16 protein-coding genes are annotated in these 17230 nt (G+C 43.2%); 2 read left to right on the top strand and 14 right to left on the bottom strand.

The window, feature by feature from the left end; all coding sequences use genetic code 11:
- Positions 1–37 precede the first annotated feature (37 nt).
- The 3 genes from SB752_RS15085 to SB752_RS15075 form a co-directional block, all read right to left on the bottom strand.
- A complete protein-coding gene (locus tag SB752_RS15085) occupies positions 38–2089 on the bottom strand; it encodes a sigma-54 interaction domain-containing protein (RefSeq protein ID WP_410716447.1) in 2052 nt (683 codons plus the stop codon).
- A gap of 228 nt (positions 2090–2317) precedes the next feature.
- Entirely contained in the window at positions 2318–3565 is a 1248-nt protein-coding gene (locus tag SB752_RS15080; protein WP_410716446.1) for a dipeptidase, read from the bottom strand.
- 357 nt (positions 3566–3922) lie between these two features.
- Positions 3923–5128 (bottom strand): MFS transporter, encoded by a 1206-nt coding sequence (locus SB752_RS15075; RefSeq protein ID WP_410716445.1) that lies wholly within the window; start codon positions 5126–5128, stop codon positions 3923–3925.
- A gap of 189 nt (positions 5129–5317) precedes the next feature.
- Here SB752_RS15075 and SB752_RS15070 point away from each other — a divergent pair, with 189 nt between their 5' ends.
- Positions 5318–6136 (top strand): MerR family transcriptional regulator, encoded by an 819-nt coding sequence (locus SB752_RS15070; RefSeq protein WP_410716444.1) that lies wholly within the window; start codon positions 5318–5320, stop codon positions 6134–6136.
- A 281-nt stretch (positions 6137–6417) separates the two neighbouring features.
- Here SB752_RS15070 and SB752_RS15065 read toward each other — a convergent pair whose 3' ends face one another.
- A complete protein-coding gene (locus SB752_RS15065) occupies positions 6418–7065 on the bottom strand; it encodes a pentapeptide repeat-containing protein (RefSeq protein ID WP_410716443.1) in 648 nt (215 codons plus the stop codon).
- Positions 7066–7155: 90 nt separating this feature from the next.
- Positions 7156–8025 carry a sigma-70 family RNA polymerase sigma factor gene (locus SB752_RS15060; RefSeq protein ID WP_410716442.1) on the bottom strand — a complete coding sequence of 290 codons (870 nt, stop codon included), beginning with the start codon at positions 8023–8025 and terminating at the stop codon, positions 7156–7158.
- Positions 8026–8239: 214 nt separating this feature from the next.
- On the opposite strand from SB752_RS15060, the gene SB752_RS15055 reads away from it, so the two are divergent.
- Positions 8240–8881 (top strand): NAD(P)H-dependent oxidoreductase, encoded by a 642-nt coding sequence (locus SB752_RS15055; protein ID WP_410716441.1) that lies wholly within the window; start codon positions 8240–8242, stop codon positions 8879–8881.
- Between the two features lie 132 nt (positions 8882–9013).
- Here SB752_RS15055 and SB752_RS15050 read toward each other — a convergent pair whose 3' ends face one another.
- The 9 genes from SB752_RS15050 to SB752_RS15010 all read right to left on the bottom strand — a co-directional run bounded on the left by SB752_RS15050 (position 9014) and on the right by SB752_RS15010 (position 17040).
- Entirely contained in the window at positions 9014–9292 is a 279-nt protein-coding gene (locus SB752_RS15050) for a hypothetical protein (protein ID WP_410716440.1), read from the bottom strand.
- Between the two features lie 49 nt (positions 9293–9341).
- Positions 9342–9761 carry a GNAT family N-acetyltransferase gene (locus tag SB752_RS15045; RefSeq protein ID WP_410716439.1) on the bottom strand — a complete coding sequence of 140 codons (420 nt, stop codon included), beginning with the start codon at positions 9759–9761 and terminating at the stop codon, positions 9342–9344.
- A gap of 534 nt (positions 9762–10295) precedes the next feature.
- Positions 10296–10757 (bottom strand): GyrI-like domain-containing protein, encoded by a 462-nt coding sequence (locus tag SB752_RS15040; protein WP_410716602.1) that lies wholly within the window; start codon positions 10755–10757, stop codon positions 10296–10298.
- Between the two features lie 246 nt (positions 10758–11003).
- Positions 11004–12092 carry a serine hydrolase domain-containing protein gene (locus SB752_RS15035; RefSeq protein WP_410716438.1) on the bottom strand — a complete coding sequence of 363 codons (1089 nt, stop codon included), beginning with the start codon at positions 12090–12092 and terminating at the stop codon, positions 11004–11006.
- Between the two features lie 117 nt (positions 12093–12209).
- The gene (gene menC / locus SB752_RS15030) at positions 12210–13316 is read right to left on the bottom strand and encodes an o-succinylbenzoate synthase (RefSeq protein WP_410716601.1); all 1107 of its coding nucleotides are present in this window, start codon (positions 13314–13316) and stop codon (positions 12210–12212) included.
- Positions 13317–13349: 33 nt separating this feature from the next.
- Positions 13350–14312, bottom strand: a complete 963-nt coding sequence (locus SB752_RS15025) for a MurR/RpiR family transcriptional regulator (RefSeq protein ID WP_410716437.1) — start codon at positions 14310–14312, stop codon at positions 13350–13352.
- Positions 14313–14317: 5 nt separating this feature from the next.
- Complete coding sequence (locus SB752_RS15020; RefSeq protein ID WP_410716436.1) at positions 14318–15166, bottom strand: GNAT family N-acetyltransferase; 849 nt, start codon at positions 15164–15166, stop codon at positions 14318–14320.
- A 419-nt stretch (positions 15167–15585) separates the two neighbouring features.
- Positions 15586–16638 carry an NAD(P)/FAD-dependent oxidoreductase gene (locus tag SB752_RS15015; protein ID WP_410716435.1) on the bottom strand — a complete coding sequence of 351 codons (1053 nt, stop codon included), beginning with the start codon at positions 16636–16638 and terminating at the stop codon, positions 15586–15588.
- A 156-nt stretch (positions 16639–16794) separates the two neighbouring features.
- Complete coding sequence (locus SB752_RS15010) at positions 16795–17040, bottom strand: YokU family protein (protein ID WP_410716434.1); 246 nt, start codon at positions 17038–17040, stop codon at positions 16795–16797.
- Between the last annotated feature and the right edge of the window lie 190 nt (positions 17041–17230).

The raw sequence follows: 17230 nt of genomic DNA, 5'->3' as shown, positions 1-17230 counted from the left end.
TAGGCGGGTTTAATCTTTTGAATATTCAGAACTAAAGTCATGCGCGTAATTCCATCGTTTGCTTCATCATAGAAAGCATGTGCAAGCCTTTGTCTGTGATGCGACTGCCTTGTCCACGACGTCCGGAATAAATGTATCCCAAATCCTTTAAGCTATCCATGCGGTGTCGAACCTGCTGGTCAGTTATCGGAACGCCTTTTCGCGAGGCAAATTCAACGATTTTTCCCCTGCCGACACACTCCAATCTGCTTTTCGCTTGCTCTAGACAATCCAGGATGACAAAGAAGCTAAACAGCTCTCCTTTTGCCTCCAACTCCTCCAAATCCCCTTTTTTAGTTTTATGCTGCTGTTGCTCTGCGTCCCTAAACTGTTCAGGCAAATCAAGCTCTGTAATTGTGTTTCCGCTCATGACACTCGTCATATACTGGACGACGCTGTTCAGCTCCCGGACATTTCCCGGCCAGTCGTAAGTGAGCAGCCGATGCATGACAGCAGGCTCAATATTCACTTTGATGACGGTATTCTCTTTTACAAAATGCTCGACGAGTAACGGGATATCTTCCCTACGCTCCCGCAAGGATGGAACACGCAACGGGAGAACAAACAAGCGGTAGTACAAGTCCTGACGAAACTTCCCTTCTTCGACGAGGTCTTTCAGACTGCGATTGGTTGCCGCGATGATTCGAACATCGATAGGAATAATTTGCTGTCCCCCAATTCGCATGACCTGCTTCTCTTGGAGCACACGAAGCAAGAGAGCTTGGAGAGAAGGAGAAGCGTCTCCGATTTCATCCAGAAAAAGAGTCCCATTATGAGCAAGCTCAAACAGACCGGGCTTTCCGTTCTTCTTCGCTCCAGTGAAAGATCCGCCTTCGTAGCCAAACAGCTCACTTTCCGCTAGCGATTCAGGCAAACCTGCGAAATTGACAGGCAAAAAGGGACCGTTTCTACGTTTGGACAAGCTATGGATGGAATGCGCGAATAGTTCCTTGCCTGTGCCATTCTCACCAAGGATCAAGACGGTTTTATCGGTTGTAGAAATTTTTTGGAGCACTCCCAGTGTTGAAGTAAGGCGCTCGCTTTTGCCGATGATGTCCTTGATTGTGTATTTGGAGGACAGGCCCTTTCCCTGCAATTCTTTTCGCACTTCCTGCTCAACCTTTTGGAGGTTGGTTACATCTTGAAAGGCCGTCACCACACCAATCTTTTCGTCTTCCAATGTGATCGGTATATTATTTACGACCAGATTCAGATGATTAACCGCTTGCACCATATTGACCTCCCCTTGCTCCATTCCTTCGGGGAGAGCCAGCCAAGGAAGCACTTCGTCAACGGGTTTCCCTACCAGGTCTTTGCTTAAACCAGAGATGCCGAGGATGTTTTTCGCAGCTTGGTTGATTTGAATGATCGTTTTATTGGGATCAGTCGTAATAATGCCTTCATGAACGGTATTGAGGATCGTATCCAGATGCTTGTTGAGTTCCTTCATTTGATTCAAGGTCCGGAAAAAACGTTTGTTGTGCTCGATGATTTCTCGGAGGTACCTTGCGGAATACAGATTGGCCCGATCAACGTTGGCATTCAGTCGGACCGCAAGCTCGATAATTGTAGACACATCAAGTGGCCGTATTCCGATATTCACGACCTTTTGCATACCGCGTGGCAGCAGCTCTGCTCCCTCAGCGTAAATCGCGGTATGAATGCCGTCAATGGGCTGCTTGCATCCCGGATAGTACGGGACCATATCAAACTGAAAGCCAAGATTGCGCAATAATTCAATTGTTTCGTACGACGTTTCCAGCATGTTGTTGACGACGAGGCAACGGACGTCCGTGGGGAGGGTCACCAACTCTTCCATTTTGGCGATGTTAATAGCTCTTCTTGCAATGATCAGCTTCTCGCTTGGTATCTTCCATCCCTCAATGACTTTTGCTGATGATGCGAGAACGAAGTCAACCTCATCCGTATTGGAGACTTTCGACTCATGGAGGATCGTAATTCGATTTTGGAAAAAATCATGGATTTGACTAGCAAAAACAGTGTGTGTTCGATGATCTTTTGCCACAACCAGAAGCGTTCGCTTATCCACAGTATCCCTCCCCAGATATTCATACTGATATTTCTCTATCATCTTAGTATGGGAACCCCTCTGGTTAATAGAGGCTAAAAATTTTTGATCCAACTGGAATTTATTAGGAATTGATGATACAGATAAAAAGAAAGATAGGTCTCCTATTAGCGAGAAAAATGCTAAGCGAGAACTATCTTGAGCGTATCAAACTGCTCTTTTTGCGTTGTCTAGTAGAGTATGTGGAGATCAGACAGTAGCTTTTTCGTCTTTTTTGCCTACGCCCATCGTTTTCGGTTGATACCATACCTCATCGAGGACCCGCATGATATTGCCGCCAATCACTTTAGCAATATCTTCATCAGAATAACCGCGTGTGATCAACCAACGGACGATATTCGGAAATGCTTCTGTCGGATTTTCGATCCCCTCGACATAATCGACTTCCTCAAAATCTTTTTTGCCATGAGCTGCCGCTATTGATAAGGCACTGGCAAAAACACGATGGATACCAACATGGTCGCCGAACAATACATCCGGTCCAAATGCGACATGATCAATTCCAACCAGGTTCGCACAATACTCGAAATGCTCCATGAAAGAATCAAGATTGTGCCTCGGCTGATTTTTTGTCATCGTTGTATGAGGAGCTGCCTCAATGCCGATAACACCGCCGCGCTCCGCGCATGCTCGAATGATGTGATCTGGCTTTAAGCGGTTCGAGTCCCAAAGCGCCCGAGCACCTGCGTGAGTAATGAAAATCGGTTTTTCACTCGTCTCAATCGTATCCAGCGAGGTTTTGTCTCCAGAGTGAGAGATATCGATGGCAATCCCGAGCTTGTTCATACGGCGTACAGCCTGTCTGCCGAACTCCGTCAGGCCGCCGTCGTTTTTCTCCTTTAATCCGTACCCGAGCGAGTTGCCTTCACTGTAGGCGATCCCCATGCAGCGAACGCCAAAGCCATATAAAATATCCAATCGATCTAGCTCATTCTCGATCATCGTGGATGCTTCCAAAGAAGTGACGAAGGCAATCTTTCTATTTTTCTTTGCTTGACGAATGTCATCCGTGGTGAGTCCAAGAACAACCATGTCCTGGTGCGCGATATCACACAAGCGCATGCCCAAGTCAAACAGGATATCATCCCATTTCCACCCCGCGCGAGAGGTGATCATAGCGGTTCCATTCATGAGATTATCAAAAACGCAATCCAGACCAGACTTGCTCAACCCCTCATACCCCATGCTGTCCCTGCCCCACCGGCGAAACTCGAAAAATTCATTCAGATTCTCTGGTGCAACAAACATGTGGTCATGAAGAGAGATCACGAGGTTTTCTTCAAAAAGCCTTTTTGCTCGCTCTTCTTGCGCCTCTGTCAACGGGATCGTGTATGGCGGGAATAAACCTGTTTCCTTCGATAGCTTAAACTCTTTGAAATCGACACCCGGCTCTAAATACTGATAAGCACGATACCCTCTGTAATCCTTTTTTTGCATGAAAATCACACCTTTCTTTGCTTAATGATTGGACATCAGGTGGAGTTGCGGTGGCGGACAACATGTGGAAGCTCTAGCATGATCTTTCCAAGATGATCCACTTGCATGTTCGGTGCCAATGGGAGATAGAGAGTATTTAGAAGAATGAGGACGTTTAAGCAGGGATTTTCATACATGGGCAGGATAAGAACGGTCGAATTGGAACCAGCTACACCCTAATGGATTACCCTAAGGAACCTCAAGGTTTTTATGAACCTCCTGATCGAGAAACGCGGCAGATTGCTTGGGAAAAAGGCAAAGAAAAAATCCCGATACAAGATATCGGGATCTAGGTTACGTATTTGTCGAATTTTTGTATTAGGCTGCTCCTGCCTTCAGCTGTTTATGCTTCTTACCCCTCAGCGATAAGCCAAAACAGATAAACAGGATGATCGATGCGAGCACGTAAGGAGAGTTGAGATTCACATCGAACATATACCCTGCCACTACCGGCCCGGCAATATTACCGAGACTAGTAAAGGATGAGTTAAGTCCAGCAACGTATCCTTGTTGATCCTCGGCAACCATCGACATTTGCGTACCGATAGCTGGACGCAAAATATCGATCGCTAAAAAGATAATGAAGGTAACTGCAAAAATAGCCCAGAATTTGTGGACGAACAGCGTCATGAGAATAAATAAACCTGCAAAAAATAAGCAGACCGAGATAACACGTTTCTCGCCGAACCTGTTCAAAATCCAGCTAAAGCAGGTAGCTTGAACCACTGCTCCTGCTATCGAGCCAAATGTAATGATAAAGGCAATATCTTTTGGACCGAACCCGAATTTATGATCGACGAACAGTCCGAAGACCGTTTCAAAATTCGCCAGTCCGAAAGACATTACAAACACTATAATCAAGCTTAAAAAATACGGCTCGCGATAGATCTGCCCTAACTGCGAGAAAAGACCGGGTCTCTGTTTCGCAATTGTTGAAGATTGAGATGGTCCTTCTTTGGCAGTACGCGATTCCTGCAGGAAAAACAGTGTAAAGCCTGCTGCAATCAGCCCCGCAACTGCTGCGGAATAAAAAGGTACGCGAATCCCAAATTCGGCGATATATCCGCCAATACCTGGTCCGATAATAAAGCCAGTTGTAATCGCCGCGTTTATATAGCCCATCCCAGCAGCACGTTCTTCATTCGTCGTGACGTCTGCCACACAAGCCATTACGGCTGGCATGATCATGGCTGCACTAATACCTCCGAGCAGCCTAGAGAGGAACAGCAGCTCTGAGTTGCTCGCTATCCCAAACAGCCATTCAGTGAATGCGAATATGATTAAGCCAATGACAATCATTCGTTTTCTTCCAAAAGAATCCGCCAAACGGCCAGCAATTGGCGAAAAAAGAAGCTGTGTCAGCGAAAAGGCAGCAACCAGCAAGCCGACGGTACTTCCGCTAATGCCCAATGCCGTCATGAACTTAGGCATGATCGGTATGATCAGGCCAATCCCGGTAAAAACGAGGAAAATATTGAACATCAGAATCAATACCGAGCCCCGATTTTTTAATAGTAATGTCATGCTTTATTCCTCCAAACGCAAACATACGGAATGTTCATTCTAGATCGTAGAGAATTTCACGTTGTTGCTAAATTTTGTACGATTACGAATTTAAACTATCGGGTAACCCTATAGTCAAGGATAAATCATTCATTATATAATTTCTTTATCATAAAAGTATGGAATGAAAATGTTTGGGAGTGGTAATCCATGTCGAAAATCCAGCAAAAGTATTTTACTACTAGTGAAATGGCCAAAACTTGTGGCGTTACGAAACATACCCTTTTTCACTACGATGAGATCGGGCTTTTAAAGCCTGATTTTGTTAACGAAAAGGGCTATCGGTTTTACTCTTTTAAACAATGCTACGCGCTAGATATCATCAATGTACTCAAAAAGGCAGGCAGTTCTTTGCAGGAGATCAAGGATTTTTTTCAGAACCATAATTCAACGATGTTCGTTAACCTAATACAACAGAAACAACGAGACCTGGAAGTGGAGCATCTTCGAATCCAAAGAATGCAGTATTTTTTGAAGGGCGCTGTCGAGATGACCGAAACAGCCATGAATGACTTGAGGGATACCCCGATGACTGAGGAATGTGAAGCGCAGTACTTCATTACTACACAGATAGAACATTGTCTGGATGAGCAAGAATATGCCAAAAAGCTGAGTGAGCATCGCGATTATTCCGAAAAACACCTCATCCTTCATGAGTTTCCTCTTTGGTCGATTTTGAGTAAAGAACGTTTTCATGCTGAACATTACTTTCCAAACTATATTGCCTATAAACTTATTGACCCTATTCAAACAGAAAAAATGGTTACAAGACCAAAAGGAAAGTATGCTGTCTTGGATCATATTGGATCGTATGAAAGCATGTCGTCCACATACGCTACACTGAAAAAGTACATTAACAGCATGGGATTGAACGTCAGTACCGATGTATATGAAGTGGAGATGCTTAATTACCTTACTGAGAAGGACCCTGATAACTTTATTATTCGGATTTCTGTTGGTGTGTCGTAGCGCCTTCCACTCTATAGGAAATGTCAGCAGTAAAATAGGAAATGATAGTTTTTAACGAAAAAACGTCCTCTACTATCACTTCCCTTATTGAGCAATACTTGAAAAATGATGTCGTGCAAATGGGTTTTTGCCTTGTTCGAATGTAATATCCGTCAGCATAATCTCCATACCAGGACGAATGCGAGTCCTTGTCACGCTCTCCTTTTGTTAAAATCATCTGCACATCACCTCCTCTGAGCTTGCATGATTGCATTTTCCTTAACTCTCATGATTTGTTCAGATCATTCGTTAACAATGAGTCCAAATAATTTTGCGAATATGTAAGTTTGTTCACGAGAAATGATACACCCTTTTAAATCATCCACGGTTACGCCTAACCCATCGAATTCACAATCACTTAAATCTATTCCCTCTAGCTTCGTTCCAGACAATTGAGCTTGGTCTATATTGGAGGAGTATAAGTGAAATTTTTGTATTTTTGAATTGCTAAAATCTGTTTTACGTAAAGAGCTATCTTGAATGATAGCCTGTTTAATGTTTGACAATTTGAATGTGGCATAATCGGCTATGCAGCTAGTCATTTCAACATTCCTTAGGGTAACGCTAGCAAAATTAATCCCAATCATTTTGCATTCATTGAACTTTGTTCTATGGATAATAGCATCAGTGAAATCTACATTAGACAGATCACATCTCTCAAAAATGACATCAGTAAATTCAGCTCCGCGTAATATTGTTTCAGTAAAAGTTACATTTTTGAAGATGACTTTTTCAAAAGTAACTTTATGCGCCGTTTGATTCTCAATCACACAGTCTTCAATCATTCTCATTTCAAAAAAATCATCGGACTGTATCGTAAGTTGTTTGAATACGGGTAAATCCACAGGAACTAGTTTAGGTGATTCTATTTTCACTATTTTCTTATTCACGTGTGTACCCTCTCCTCCAAGGGATATTTAAAAATGGGTCTGACGAGATTTCCTATACTCAAGTTGCTGAATACCTGGGCACAACTGTGTTCAAACGTTCAATAGCGCCAGATCAAGCTGGCTTATGCGCTCAGGGTTGGAGATCAAGTCGACTTCGGTAATTTTTCCGTGACTCATCGTAAATTTGAGTACATAGAGCAATTTTCCTTGAGGAGCTACTATGATTCCTACTGTTCCGTCTACAAGCGCTAGTTGTGCTGCTTTCTGTGCACGTCCCGAAACTAGCTTCGCCAGAGCAACCGCTCCTCGTGTTACTCTTGCAGCCCCTGTTTGACGATCGTCGCGAAGAATTACATCCGGATCGAGCGCAGCTACTAGCATATCGAAATTGCCTGCATGCGCTGCAGCTAGAAATGCTTGCACGACGTCGCGTTGGTGCTCATGGTCGATCTCGGGAACAGCTTTCGCCCTACGTATCCGTTGGCGTGCCCTGCTTGCAAGCTGTCTTGTCGCAACCTCCGACTTCCCTACAATAGGAGCAATCTCATTAAAAGGCAAGGCGAAAACATCGTGCAGCACGAACGTAATGCGCTCTGCAGGATTCAGATTCCCGAGCACGACTAGCAGTGCAATACCAACGGAATCAGCCAATATGGCTTCTTGTTCGGGGTCAATGATATTCTCTTGACTTGTAATAGCATCGGCAACCTGAGCATCTATCGATTCTTCGCGTCTTGATTTTCGCGAGCGCAACATGTCGAGACAAATCCGTGAAACAACAGTTGTCAACCATCCTCCCATGTTCTCAATGCCTTTTGCATCAGCACGACTAAGGCGCAGCCAAGACTCCTGTACCGCATCCTCCGCTTCGCTCAATGATCCTAGCATTCGGTAAGCCACTGCCTGAAGATGCTGCCGATGTGCGTCGAATCTATTTGCCAACCAAACCTGTTCGCTCATCATATAAACTCCCTCGCTCATAAATAAAAAACTCTCTATAAGGACTGACGGATGAAGCATGAGCAATGTGACAAAGCATTTGTCATCCGTAGATTTTTCGTTCCTCAAGAAAAGTTTTGTCACAAATCCCGGTTGGCCATCCGTCAGCATAGTAAGGAGCCAAATTTGGTTCTAGTTAAATGAATATCTAAAAACAGAAAGTAGGTATTACATTATGGCAACAGTATTATATATTACAGCAAATCCACACGATCATGAAAAGTCATACAGCATGTTAGTAGGTAATGAGTTTATACAGTCTTATCGATCCACAAATCCATATGATGAAGTGATCCACCTTGATCTGTATAAAGTGGATATTCCTCAGCTGGATAAAGACGTTTTTAGCGGATGGGACAAACTGAGAGCTGGCCTGGCATTTGAACAGTTAACCGAAGCAGAAATAGTGAAATTAAGCAGTATGAATGAGTTGGTTGACCAATTTGTCGAAGCAGATAAATATGTATTTGTTACTCCCATTTGGAATTATTCCTATCCTCCCGTTCTGAAGTCATACATCGACTGCATCTGCATTGTGGGCAAGACTTTCAGATATGTACCGGATATCGGCCGAGTTGGCCTTCTGAGTGAGAAAAAAGCCGTTCATATTCAAGCTAGTGGCAGTTTCTTGTCACCAGGTTCAGATGATGAAGACTTAGAAATGGGGCACCGCCACCTGAAGATTATTATGGACTTCGTTGGAGTTCCTACCTTTGAGGGAATATTTGTTGAGGGAATGGCCAAAAATCCCGAGCAAGAGCCCGCGATAAAAGAAAAGGCGATTCAACAAGCGCGTGAGGTTGCTCAAAGGTTTTAATGATTGTCTGATACCGGCCCCTCTCTCGTATCTATCCATTTCCACATGATGGGTGGCTGGTACGTTACAGGTGTGTTCCAGTAATAATGCGGACCGATTCGGTTGGTCCGCCTTTTCCAATGTTTATAACTGTCACAGGCGGAACTCATTCTTGCTAGTTTCCTTGGTCAGTGGCTTATCGTTCTTGCCAGTCTGTCCAGAAATTGTGATTTTACCGTTGTCGATCAGTGCATATTGAACACGAAACGTTTCCGTAAATTCGAGTATCAGCTCAGCCTTCTCGGCAGCAGTTTTCCCCAATCCTTGGTTTGCAGCAACTGCTGGTGCCACATTGGAGGCCATTGCTCCGCTTGGTGCAATCAGAGTGAGTGCAAGTGCAGCGGATAGCACCTTAGACTGCTTTTTCTTCATAAAAACACCCCAAGATCGATTCATTTTTTGACGATAAAACATGAACCTGTCAGTCAGTAGAGTCTGGTGAAATCACTTCCCACTTTCCAAACAGCGTCAAACCGACCGCTTTTGCCAGCAATGTAGACGCATGGTTATCGATTTGGCAACGGTATTGGGGTACATATCCTTGACTATAGGCATATTTGCAAATAGAGCGCACCACTTTGCGGGTGTGACCTTTTCCTCTAAAAGGCGCTAGAGTCAGTACGCCGAGATCCGCAATTTGCAAGTCGTCCTCCCAAGGGTACATACTCGCGACGCTTACGAGGCGGTTCTGCTCAAAAGAGCCGAACACCGCCCAATGATCCAATTCCACTTGAGCGTCATCCAGGTCTTGTTCCGAGGCAGAGGACTGGAACTCGGAGAAAACGGCATCATCTTGCTGTTTTAACCGGCACAAGTCACCTTCGATGTTTTCTTGCAGCAATTCGATCTTATCCGCTTTTGAAAAATAAAAAAGATAATCTGCGCCGTGCAAAGTGATTCCTGCGTCATTCAACTTTTGACGAAAGATCGCTTCAGACAGTTTTTGATGGTGAGAGTAAATGATTCATCACTATAGAGGACGTCTCCATTCATAAATGATGCCCCCCAAAAGTCAGTGATCGTTTGTGAAAATACAGGCATATTTGTTACTTGAGTTGGTTGGTTCGTCATTCTGTTCACTTCCTAGTAGGTTGAGATACTTTTTACAACGAAGGAGGGCTTTATTTGACAAAATTCTCCTTCTGTAAATGTAAAACACATTCTATACCCTAACATTGTGTCAAGGTCAACATCTTTCCTACTAATCCCATGCATAGTGCTGAATTTTGCCAGCGCACCTCTTGATGCCCCAAAGAGAGATCTCCAGGAACTTCAAATATCATATAAAGGATATTACAGACTTTTCATGTCGCTAATAATTCTAAATAATATGGTGGATCATAAATCCACGGCAATTTAATTGTATGATCAAACTTCATTGACCAATATTTGAGTAACTTGCAATCGGAATGCATATTTCAGTGACGTATTCAGATTGATTGTCCGTTTCTCCACGATCTCGATAGTATCGCTCTACAGATGGCCCTGTGATAGAATAATTGTTCTGTTTTGCCCATGCAATGAGCGCTTGGTAAGGACGATTAATATCCTCATAACTGCCGATATAAATTGTGCTCATATACAATCCACCTTCGATTATTCTGGTATAAAACGCTCCCCTTTTAAATGCAGTGTTTACCGGAATACATACTTCGATATCTGCATCCTCAGGATCATACACGTAATTGGTTACATGAAAGATCGTCATATGCGTTCCCGTCATTACCAAATCGTTTGTTTCAAGTACTTCATAGAGTTCTATGATCATTTGATCCATTGCTGCTTCATTCGTTTGTCTTCTTTGACATAATGCTAAAAATTCGCTGCGATGCCCGATTACGATATCGAAGTTTACCTTAGGGCAGACCCAGGGTTTAATCTTACTCTATACACGGAAACACGAGCACCTGGCGATTATTCATTACCTATTTAGTCAAAACGAGCTGCACTATGAGCTCCTAGCCTTGATTGAACCGTCTCCAAATTCTGAAAGGGTGACGGAAACTTGACGGTTACATACCTTTCCTGAAAGAAAATAAGCCGGATTCCCCGGCTATACACAAGAAACAATGGTTTTCATTCCTCACTCCGGGATCTGATAGGGCCGATTAAAAATAATATTCTCCACAGCTTCAATAGTTGCTTGTATCCGTGCGTGGTCCTGCTCCATGTTTGAAAGAAAAATCAGCGTTTTATCTTTATCGATATAACGGCCCAACCAGGTTTGATATCCTGGCCAGCCACCTCCGTGGCAAACAACCTTTCCCACCCCGGGTTCATTGCGAATCCGCCAGCCATACCCGTAATCATACGATTGGTGATCTGCCAAGAGAACAGGAGAAAAGGCTTTTTCTAGGGTCTCTTTGCTTACCAGCTTTTCTGTATATAAGGCCCTATCCCATTTTCTTAAGTCTCCGAGCGTTGAATTAACGACCCCATCTCCCTGAATTCCATCCAGATAAAACACAAAATCGTGCTCTGCTAATTCGTCTGGCAAACAATATTTATCTAAATGCTTGGAATAAACGTATCCATAAGCATAATTGTCAATTGACTGCCGAGAATATCTTCTGTTGTAAACGCGAGTCCTCTCCATCTCAAGCGGATGAAAAATTCGTTGTTCCATAAAATCAGCAAAGCTTGTTCCCGACACTTGCTCGATGATTAAGGCGAGTAACACATATCCGGTATTGCTATATTCATATTTTTCATTCGGACGAAAATAGACGTCAGGCTTATGGAGCTTAAGCTGCTCAAGAATATCATGGCTCGTGGCAATTTTTGACCTGTCCCAGTGTTGCTCAAATAACTCCATGTAATCCGGCAAACCGGACGTATGTGTCAGCAGATTCTGTACAGAAATATCTGCATATGGAAAATCAGGAAGGAATTTTTCGATTGTATCCTCGTAGCTGAGTTTTCCCTGTTCTTGCAAAATCATGATGCCCATCGCTGTAAATGCTTTGGAAACGGACGCAATCTCAAAAACCGAATCGGTAGTCAACATCGTGGAAGAAGCCAGTTGAGCGAAACCGAATGAACCCGCGTAAATGGGAACACCTTTATCAAGTACCATGATGTTTCCATTGAATTTCTTTTCATCTGCCAAAGTCGTAAATAACTCATCAAGCTGGATGGATTGCAAGTCTTTTGAATTGCGTTGTAGTTCCATTTTTCATAACTCCTCTCGGGATTAGGTTTCATATAAAAATGGATACAGCTTGTTAACGGACTAGACGTGACAGTTTTTTCCCTAGCATTGGTTATATAAGCTAGTCAGAACTATTACTTAACCATATACCTTTTCTTCCAAAGTAACGGCTTTTATTCTGTTCATATCCGGTATGTAGCCGATACCAACCCCATCTGGAACGGTTATGATTCCGTTGTCTACGGTGACTTCCGGGTTAATAATATCAGCATGCCAATAGTTAGAGGACGCCGCCGTATCTCCAGGCAATGTAAAATTAGGGAGAGAAGTCATGGCAATATTATGTGCCCTTCCAATTCCGGATTCGAGCATTCCTCCACACCAGACAGGGATGTTGTGCTTTTGGCATAGATCATGTATTTTTTTGGCTTCTGTGAGTCCGCCAACCCGTCCAATTTTGATATTGATTACTTTTGTACTTCCCAATTTAATCGCTTTCCGTACATCCTCCGCGGAATGGATGCTTTCATCCAAACAAACAGGGGTTTGAATGCGTGCTTGTAATTCTGCGTGATCAATCAGATCGTCGTGTTCCAAAGGCTGCTCAATCATCATTAATTGAAACTCGTCGAGTTGGGCCAAATGATCAATATCCGCTAAGCTGTATGCAGAATTTGCATCGACCATTAGAGGAATCGTAGGGAATTCTTTACGTACTGAACGTGTTACTTCTACGTCCCAGCCCGGTCTGATTTTAATTTTAATCCGTTTATAGCCTTCTGACAGACTACGTTCAATTTTACGTAGCGTCTCATCTATAGAATCCTGGATTCCGATGCTAACCCCTACTTCGATCTGCTTCTTGACTCCTCCTAAAGCAGTTGCCAAAGATATATTTTTCTCTCTAGCGTATAAATCCCAAATGGCACCTTCCAGGGCCGATTTCGCCATATAGTTCCCGCGAATATGTGAAAAGAGCTTCGTCACATCATCTGGGTGACTGATTTCCTCTCTTTGAAGGATCGGGATCAGGAAATCCTCCATGATATGCAAATTTGTTTTTACTGTTTCTTCTTTATAAAAAGGGTCCGCGCTTGCAACCGATTCTGCCCATCCAGATAAGCCATCCTCATTCTGAATTTCAACGAGAAGAAATTCCCGATCTCTTTCTGTTCCCAGACTTGTAGTGAAGGGATGAACCAAATCCAATTTCAATCGTCTTACAATTACACTTTTAATCTTCATCATGTTACCTCTCTATTCTCAAAAGTTATTATTTTACTCGATAAACATTCCTGTGTGGTTGTACAGCTGTTCGAGTTTTTCCCGCCGTGCCCGAATGTTTTGTGGATCTTTTTCGTGCATACCCATTACAATTAATTCTGAAAGACTAAGGAGCTCCAAAATGTGATCTGAAAAAATCTCGGGATTTTCTCCGGTACTGAGTGTAATCGTGGCAAGTTGCCCGATTGGTGATAAAGGTCGGTCTGTCATCGCTATTAAGGTAGCCTTTTGTGCTTTTGCTTGTTCCGCCAAAACCAGTGCTTCTTTTGAGTAGCGCGGCAAGGAAATTAACAACACAACTGAATTTTCGGTAAAATCACATAACGTTTCTGGATTGTACCCTGTTGGGGAAGAACTGAAAACGTGATCACGAAGCTGATTTAGTTTGTAGGATAGCCAGTAAGCAGCAGTATATGATTCTCGAAAGCCTCCAACAAAGATTCGGTCAGCTTTTATCAATAGGTCTACTGTTCTCCAGATATCCTCCTCTCTTACTTGATCAATTAAACAATCCAGTATTTTCTTTTCATGCTGGATAGCATGAGCAAATATGTTCGTTACTTTTCCTTCTTCCTCTTCTGAAGTGGAAAGCGCATGAGAAGCATGATGTTTATGGCTAAGCATCTCTTCTCTAATCATTTTTTGCATCTCAGAAAAGCTGTTTAAACCTAGCGCATACGCCAATCGAATGACAGTTGTTTCACTGACGCCGACTTCACGCGCAATCTGAGAAATCGTATAGAGCGCGCTCTGTTCCAGGGAAGTTACTAAAAATTCCGCAACCTTCTTTTGTCCGGGAGAAAGATCTTGGTATTTCTCCTTGATTAGCTGTTGGAATGTCTGGGCTATCATAAGCATCTCCGCTCGATTTGTAGAATTAAATACTTCATTGAATACATGATAACGAATTTTTATCTCCATATCAACAGCAACCCTAGATAGAATGTCTAGTTTCAACAGTTCTACCTTGGCTTTTTTTCCATTAGGTAATAATGAACAGGTTCTGTTGGATCACCTTTGATAAAATCGCAAACAACCCAACCATTTTGAAAGTAATGCTTGAAAACTCCCCGGGTTGCCATTCGCCAACGGAGCGAAAGATCGTAATTCCTCGCTTTCACATCCTGAAATGCAGAGGGTACGGAAACGACTAGTGGACCGTCATGCTGCTCCTGTGTGAGATCAATCGTTTGCGGCTCGGGATCGCCTTGCTCATTGATTTCAAAATGCAAGGCTGACTTTGTATGAGCGTCCATTTCTCTCTTTTTTTGGGGATTCGCTAGTTTCTCGATTACTCCGGGACGCCTGATCCACCACTCTACCTGAAACCGATCTGAAGGTAAGCCGGCATTCAAAATATCTGTCAGCTCGCCATAGCAGTTCTGGATATAAGTGGAACAAATAGCTCCCAATTTGCGAATGTTCAAATTTCCGTTGACCGTTTCCAAAGGGTCATACGTCCATAAAACGAGGTCGTAGCCTTTTTCAATCGCGGCTTTCTGTTGGGCTAGTTTGATCTTCGCTCCCACTCCACCTTTTTGGTATTCGGGATGGATACCCATGGTGTGCGAGCAAAGGTATGCCTTTTCGCCGTCAAACCCCGCAAAGCTGTATTGAAAGCCGATTAGGCGCTCTCCCACAAATGCTCCTATGACCATGCCGCCGTGCTTGACTGCTGTCATCGTTTGATGCACAGGCACTGGGTCATCGTCCGCCCAAATCATTTCTTCCAGCTCTTTTACTGCCAGTAGCTCATCATGGGTGTTCAAAAGTCTGATTGTTAGAGACTCTAAAAGTTGTCTGTTCTGCATGAATACTCACCTCCTCCCCAAGACCATGGCAACTCATGGCTACCACTTAAAGCCATCAGCATGAATCGCTTTCCTACAACCGATAGAAGAATTATGTCCTGCAATTATTAGTATAAATAGAATTAAATCCTACGTAAAATCATTTTATCATAATTGCCAAAAAAATAAATTGTTTTTGAATCAATGAAAACCGCCATTCCACCGAGTAGTTGTAGGCCATGGACTTAATCGTCCATTGGATTTGGAATGCAACAAACATTCTAAACCCTGACATCGTGTAAAGGTCAATGACAAACAAAACGAAACACACACTAGCTACGCATCTCGAAACACAAAAAAGGGCAAACCATCATGGTTTACCCTAGACAAAAGGAGATGAAGTTTTTAAGCGATAGAGGTTCAACAGGTATTCATGGATGTCAAACTGAAAACCTCGACAATCGCCAACTGTTTAAATCGTCCATCTGCACATTTTCGATAATCTCCTTTGCTGCCAAACGACTTACAAAAGGAGCTAATGCAATCGCTGCATGCATGACTGCTAGGTAGAGCCCCTGTATCTGGTCGTGAAATCCAACAATTGGATACCCGTCTTCAGGCATTGGTCTCATCCCTACACGGATACTCTCCAGCGTCAAGTTCTCCCCTCCTTGCAAGCTATGGCGAAGGGTTTCAAATGCTCGTTTCCCAACTGCCTCTGGCCCATTTTCTTCTGATTCATCGATATAATCTTCCGCTGCAAGTAGCGTGTTGCTGGTTAGCTGTCTCGCTTCAAATTGCTGGTTCGATATGAGCGTGTGAATTAATTTCTCCTTCGAGTTCATGCGAATCAGAATGCAAGGCGAAGGCGAAACGGGCACTTCGATACCAAGTGGTCGACAAAGCTCAGGAACTGCGGTACCAGCAGCAAGTACGATGACATCCGCCTCAATAAAACGATCGGACGTTTGTACGCCAACAACCTTTGAACCTTCTTTGATTATTTGTATTGCTTTTGAATCAAAAAGAACCGTTGCGCCGTTCTGTTCCGCTTTTTTAATAAACAGGTTTGTGGCTAAAACAGGATCTAATGCGCCCTCTTTATGTGCAAAAACGGCTTCTTCGGGGTATTCTTTCAGGTTTGGCTCCAATTCGATAATCTGGTTTCGATTCAATCCTTGGACATGAGACCCTTCCATGTTTGCAGAAACTCCCCAAGTAAGAGCGCCATGCCAATTTACGTTTAGATCAGGAAGCTCTTTTTCTAATGCATGGTATTCATCTAGAACTGCATCGTATAAAGGTCGGGAATTGCCAAAAACTCGGCCAGCCGGGTTGATCCAGGCGAATGATTTTTCCGTTACCTCACTAGCAGCCTTTACATTACTCTCGATTAAGGTGACATTTTTATTTTGCTTTGATAAGTGGTAGGTCATCGCTGCACCAACAAACCCTGCACCGACAACTAAAATCTTTTCTTTTTTTGTATACATGTCATCCTCCACTGCATAAATTCCATACGACTACGAATGGAACAAACATTCTAAACCTTTACATGTTGTTAAAGTCAATGATAGGCAAAATGTCATGCATACTATCGCTGCAAGCACCATGTGAAGGAGCAACGGGTACTTCTATAACAGAAATCGTTAAATCGTAGGTGCTTTCAGAAGTTCTTCATAGGTGAATACATTCGAATAGTGAGTTAGATCGCTAGTATGTAATCTATCTTCGACCTCTTCATTGATCTCATCTTCAATATATAATCCGCAGTCAGCACATTCAAGTGCAGGCACCTGAAGTATCTCTACAGTGCTTGCTCCATCGGGTAGTACCCAATAGCCATCTTTTGTGGTTTTTCTCGCTTTATCTTCGTTACACCATAAGCATTGCATTGATAATTTCCTCCCTGACATTTAGCATGTAATGTGTCTACCGAGTAACAGTAAGCAAGCTCCATGCCAACGTCAGGCACAAGGAACATAAACGATTTTCAGTAGCTGGATTTTGTTATTGCCGAAAATTAGGCATTCTTTTCTACAATCGGTGCATATTTTTGGGCAGCATTTTATCAATTCCATACTT

Origin of the sequence: Brevibacillus sp. SIMBA_040 (assembly GCF_046535075.1) — a bacterium.
Taxonomy (GTDB): domain Bacteria; phylum Bacillota; class Bacilli; order Brevibacillales; family Brevibacillaceae; genus Brevibacillus.
The sequence above is the reverse complement of the archived record's forward strand: the minus strand, read 5'-3'. Positions and strand labels throughout refer to the sequence as shown.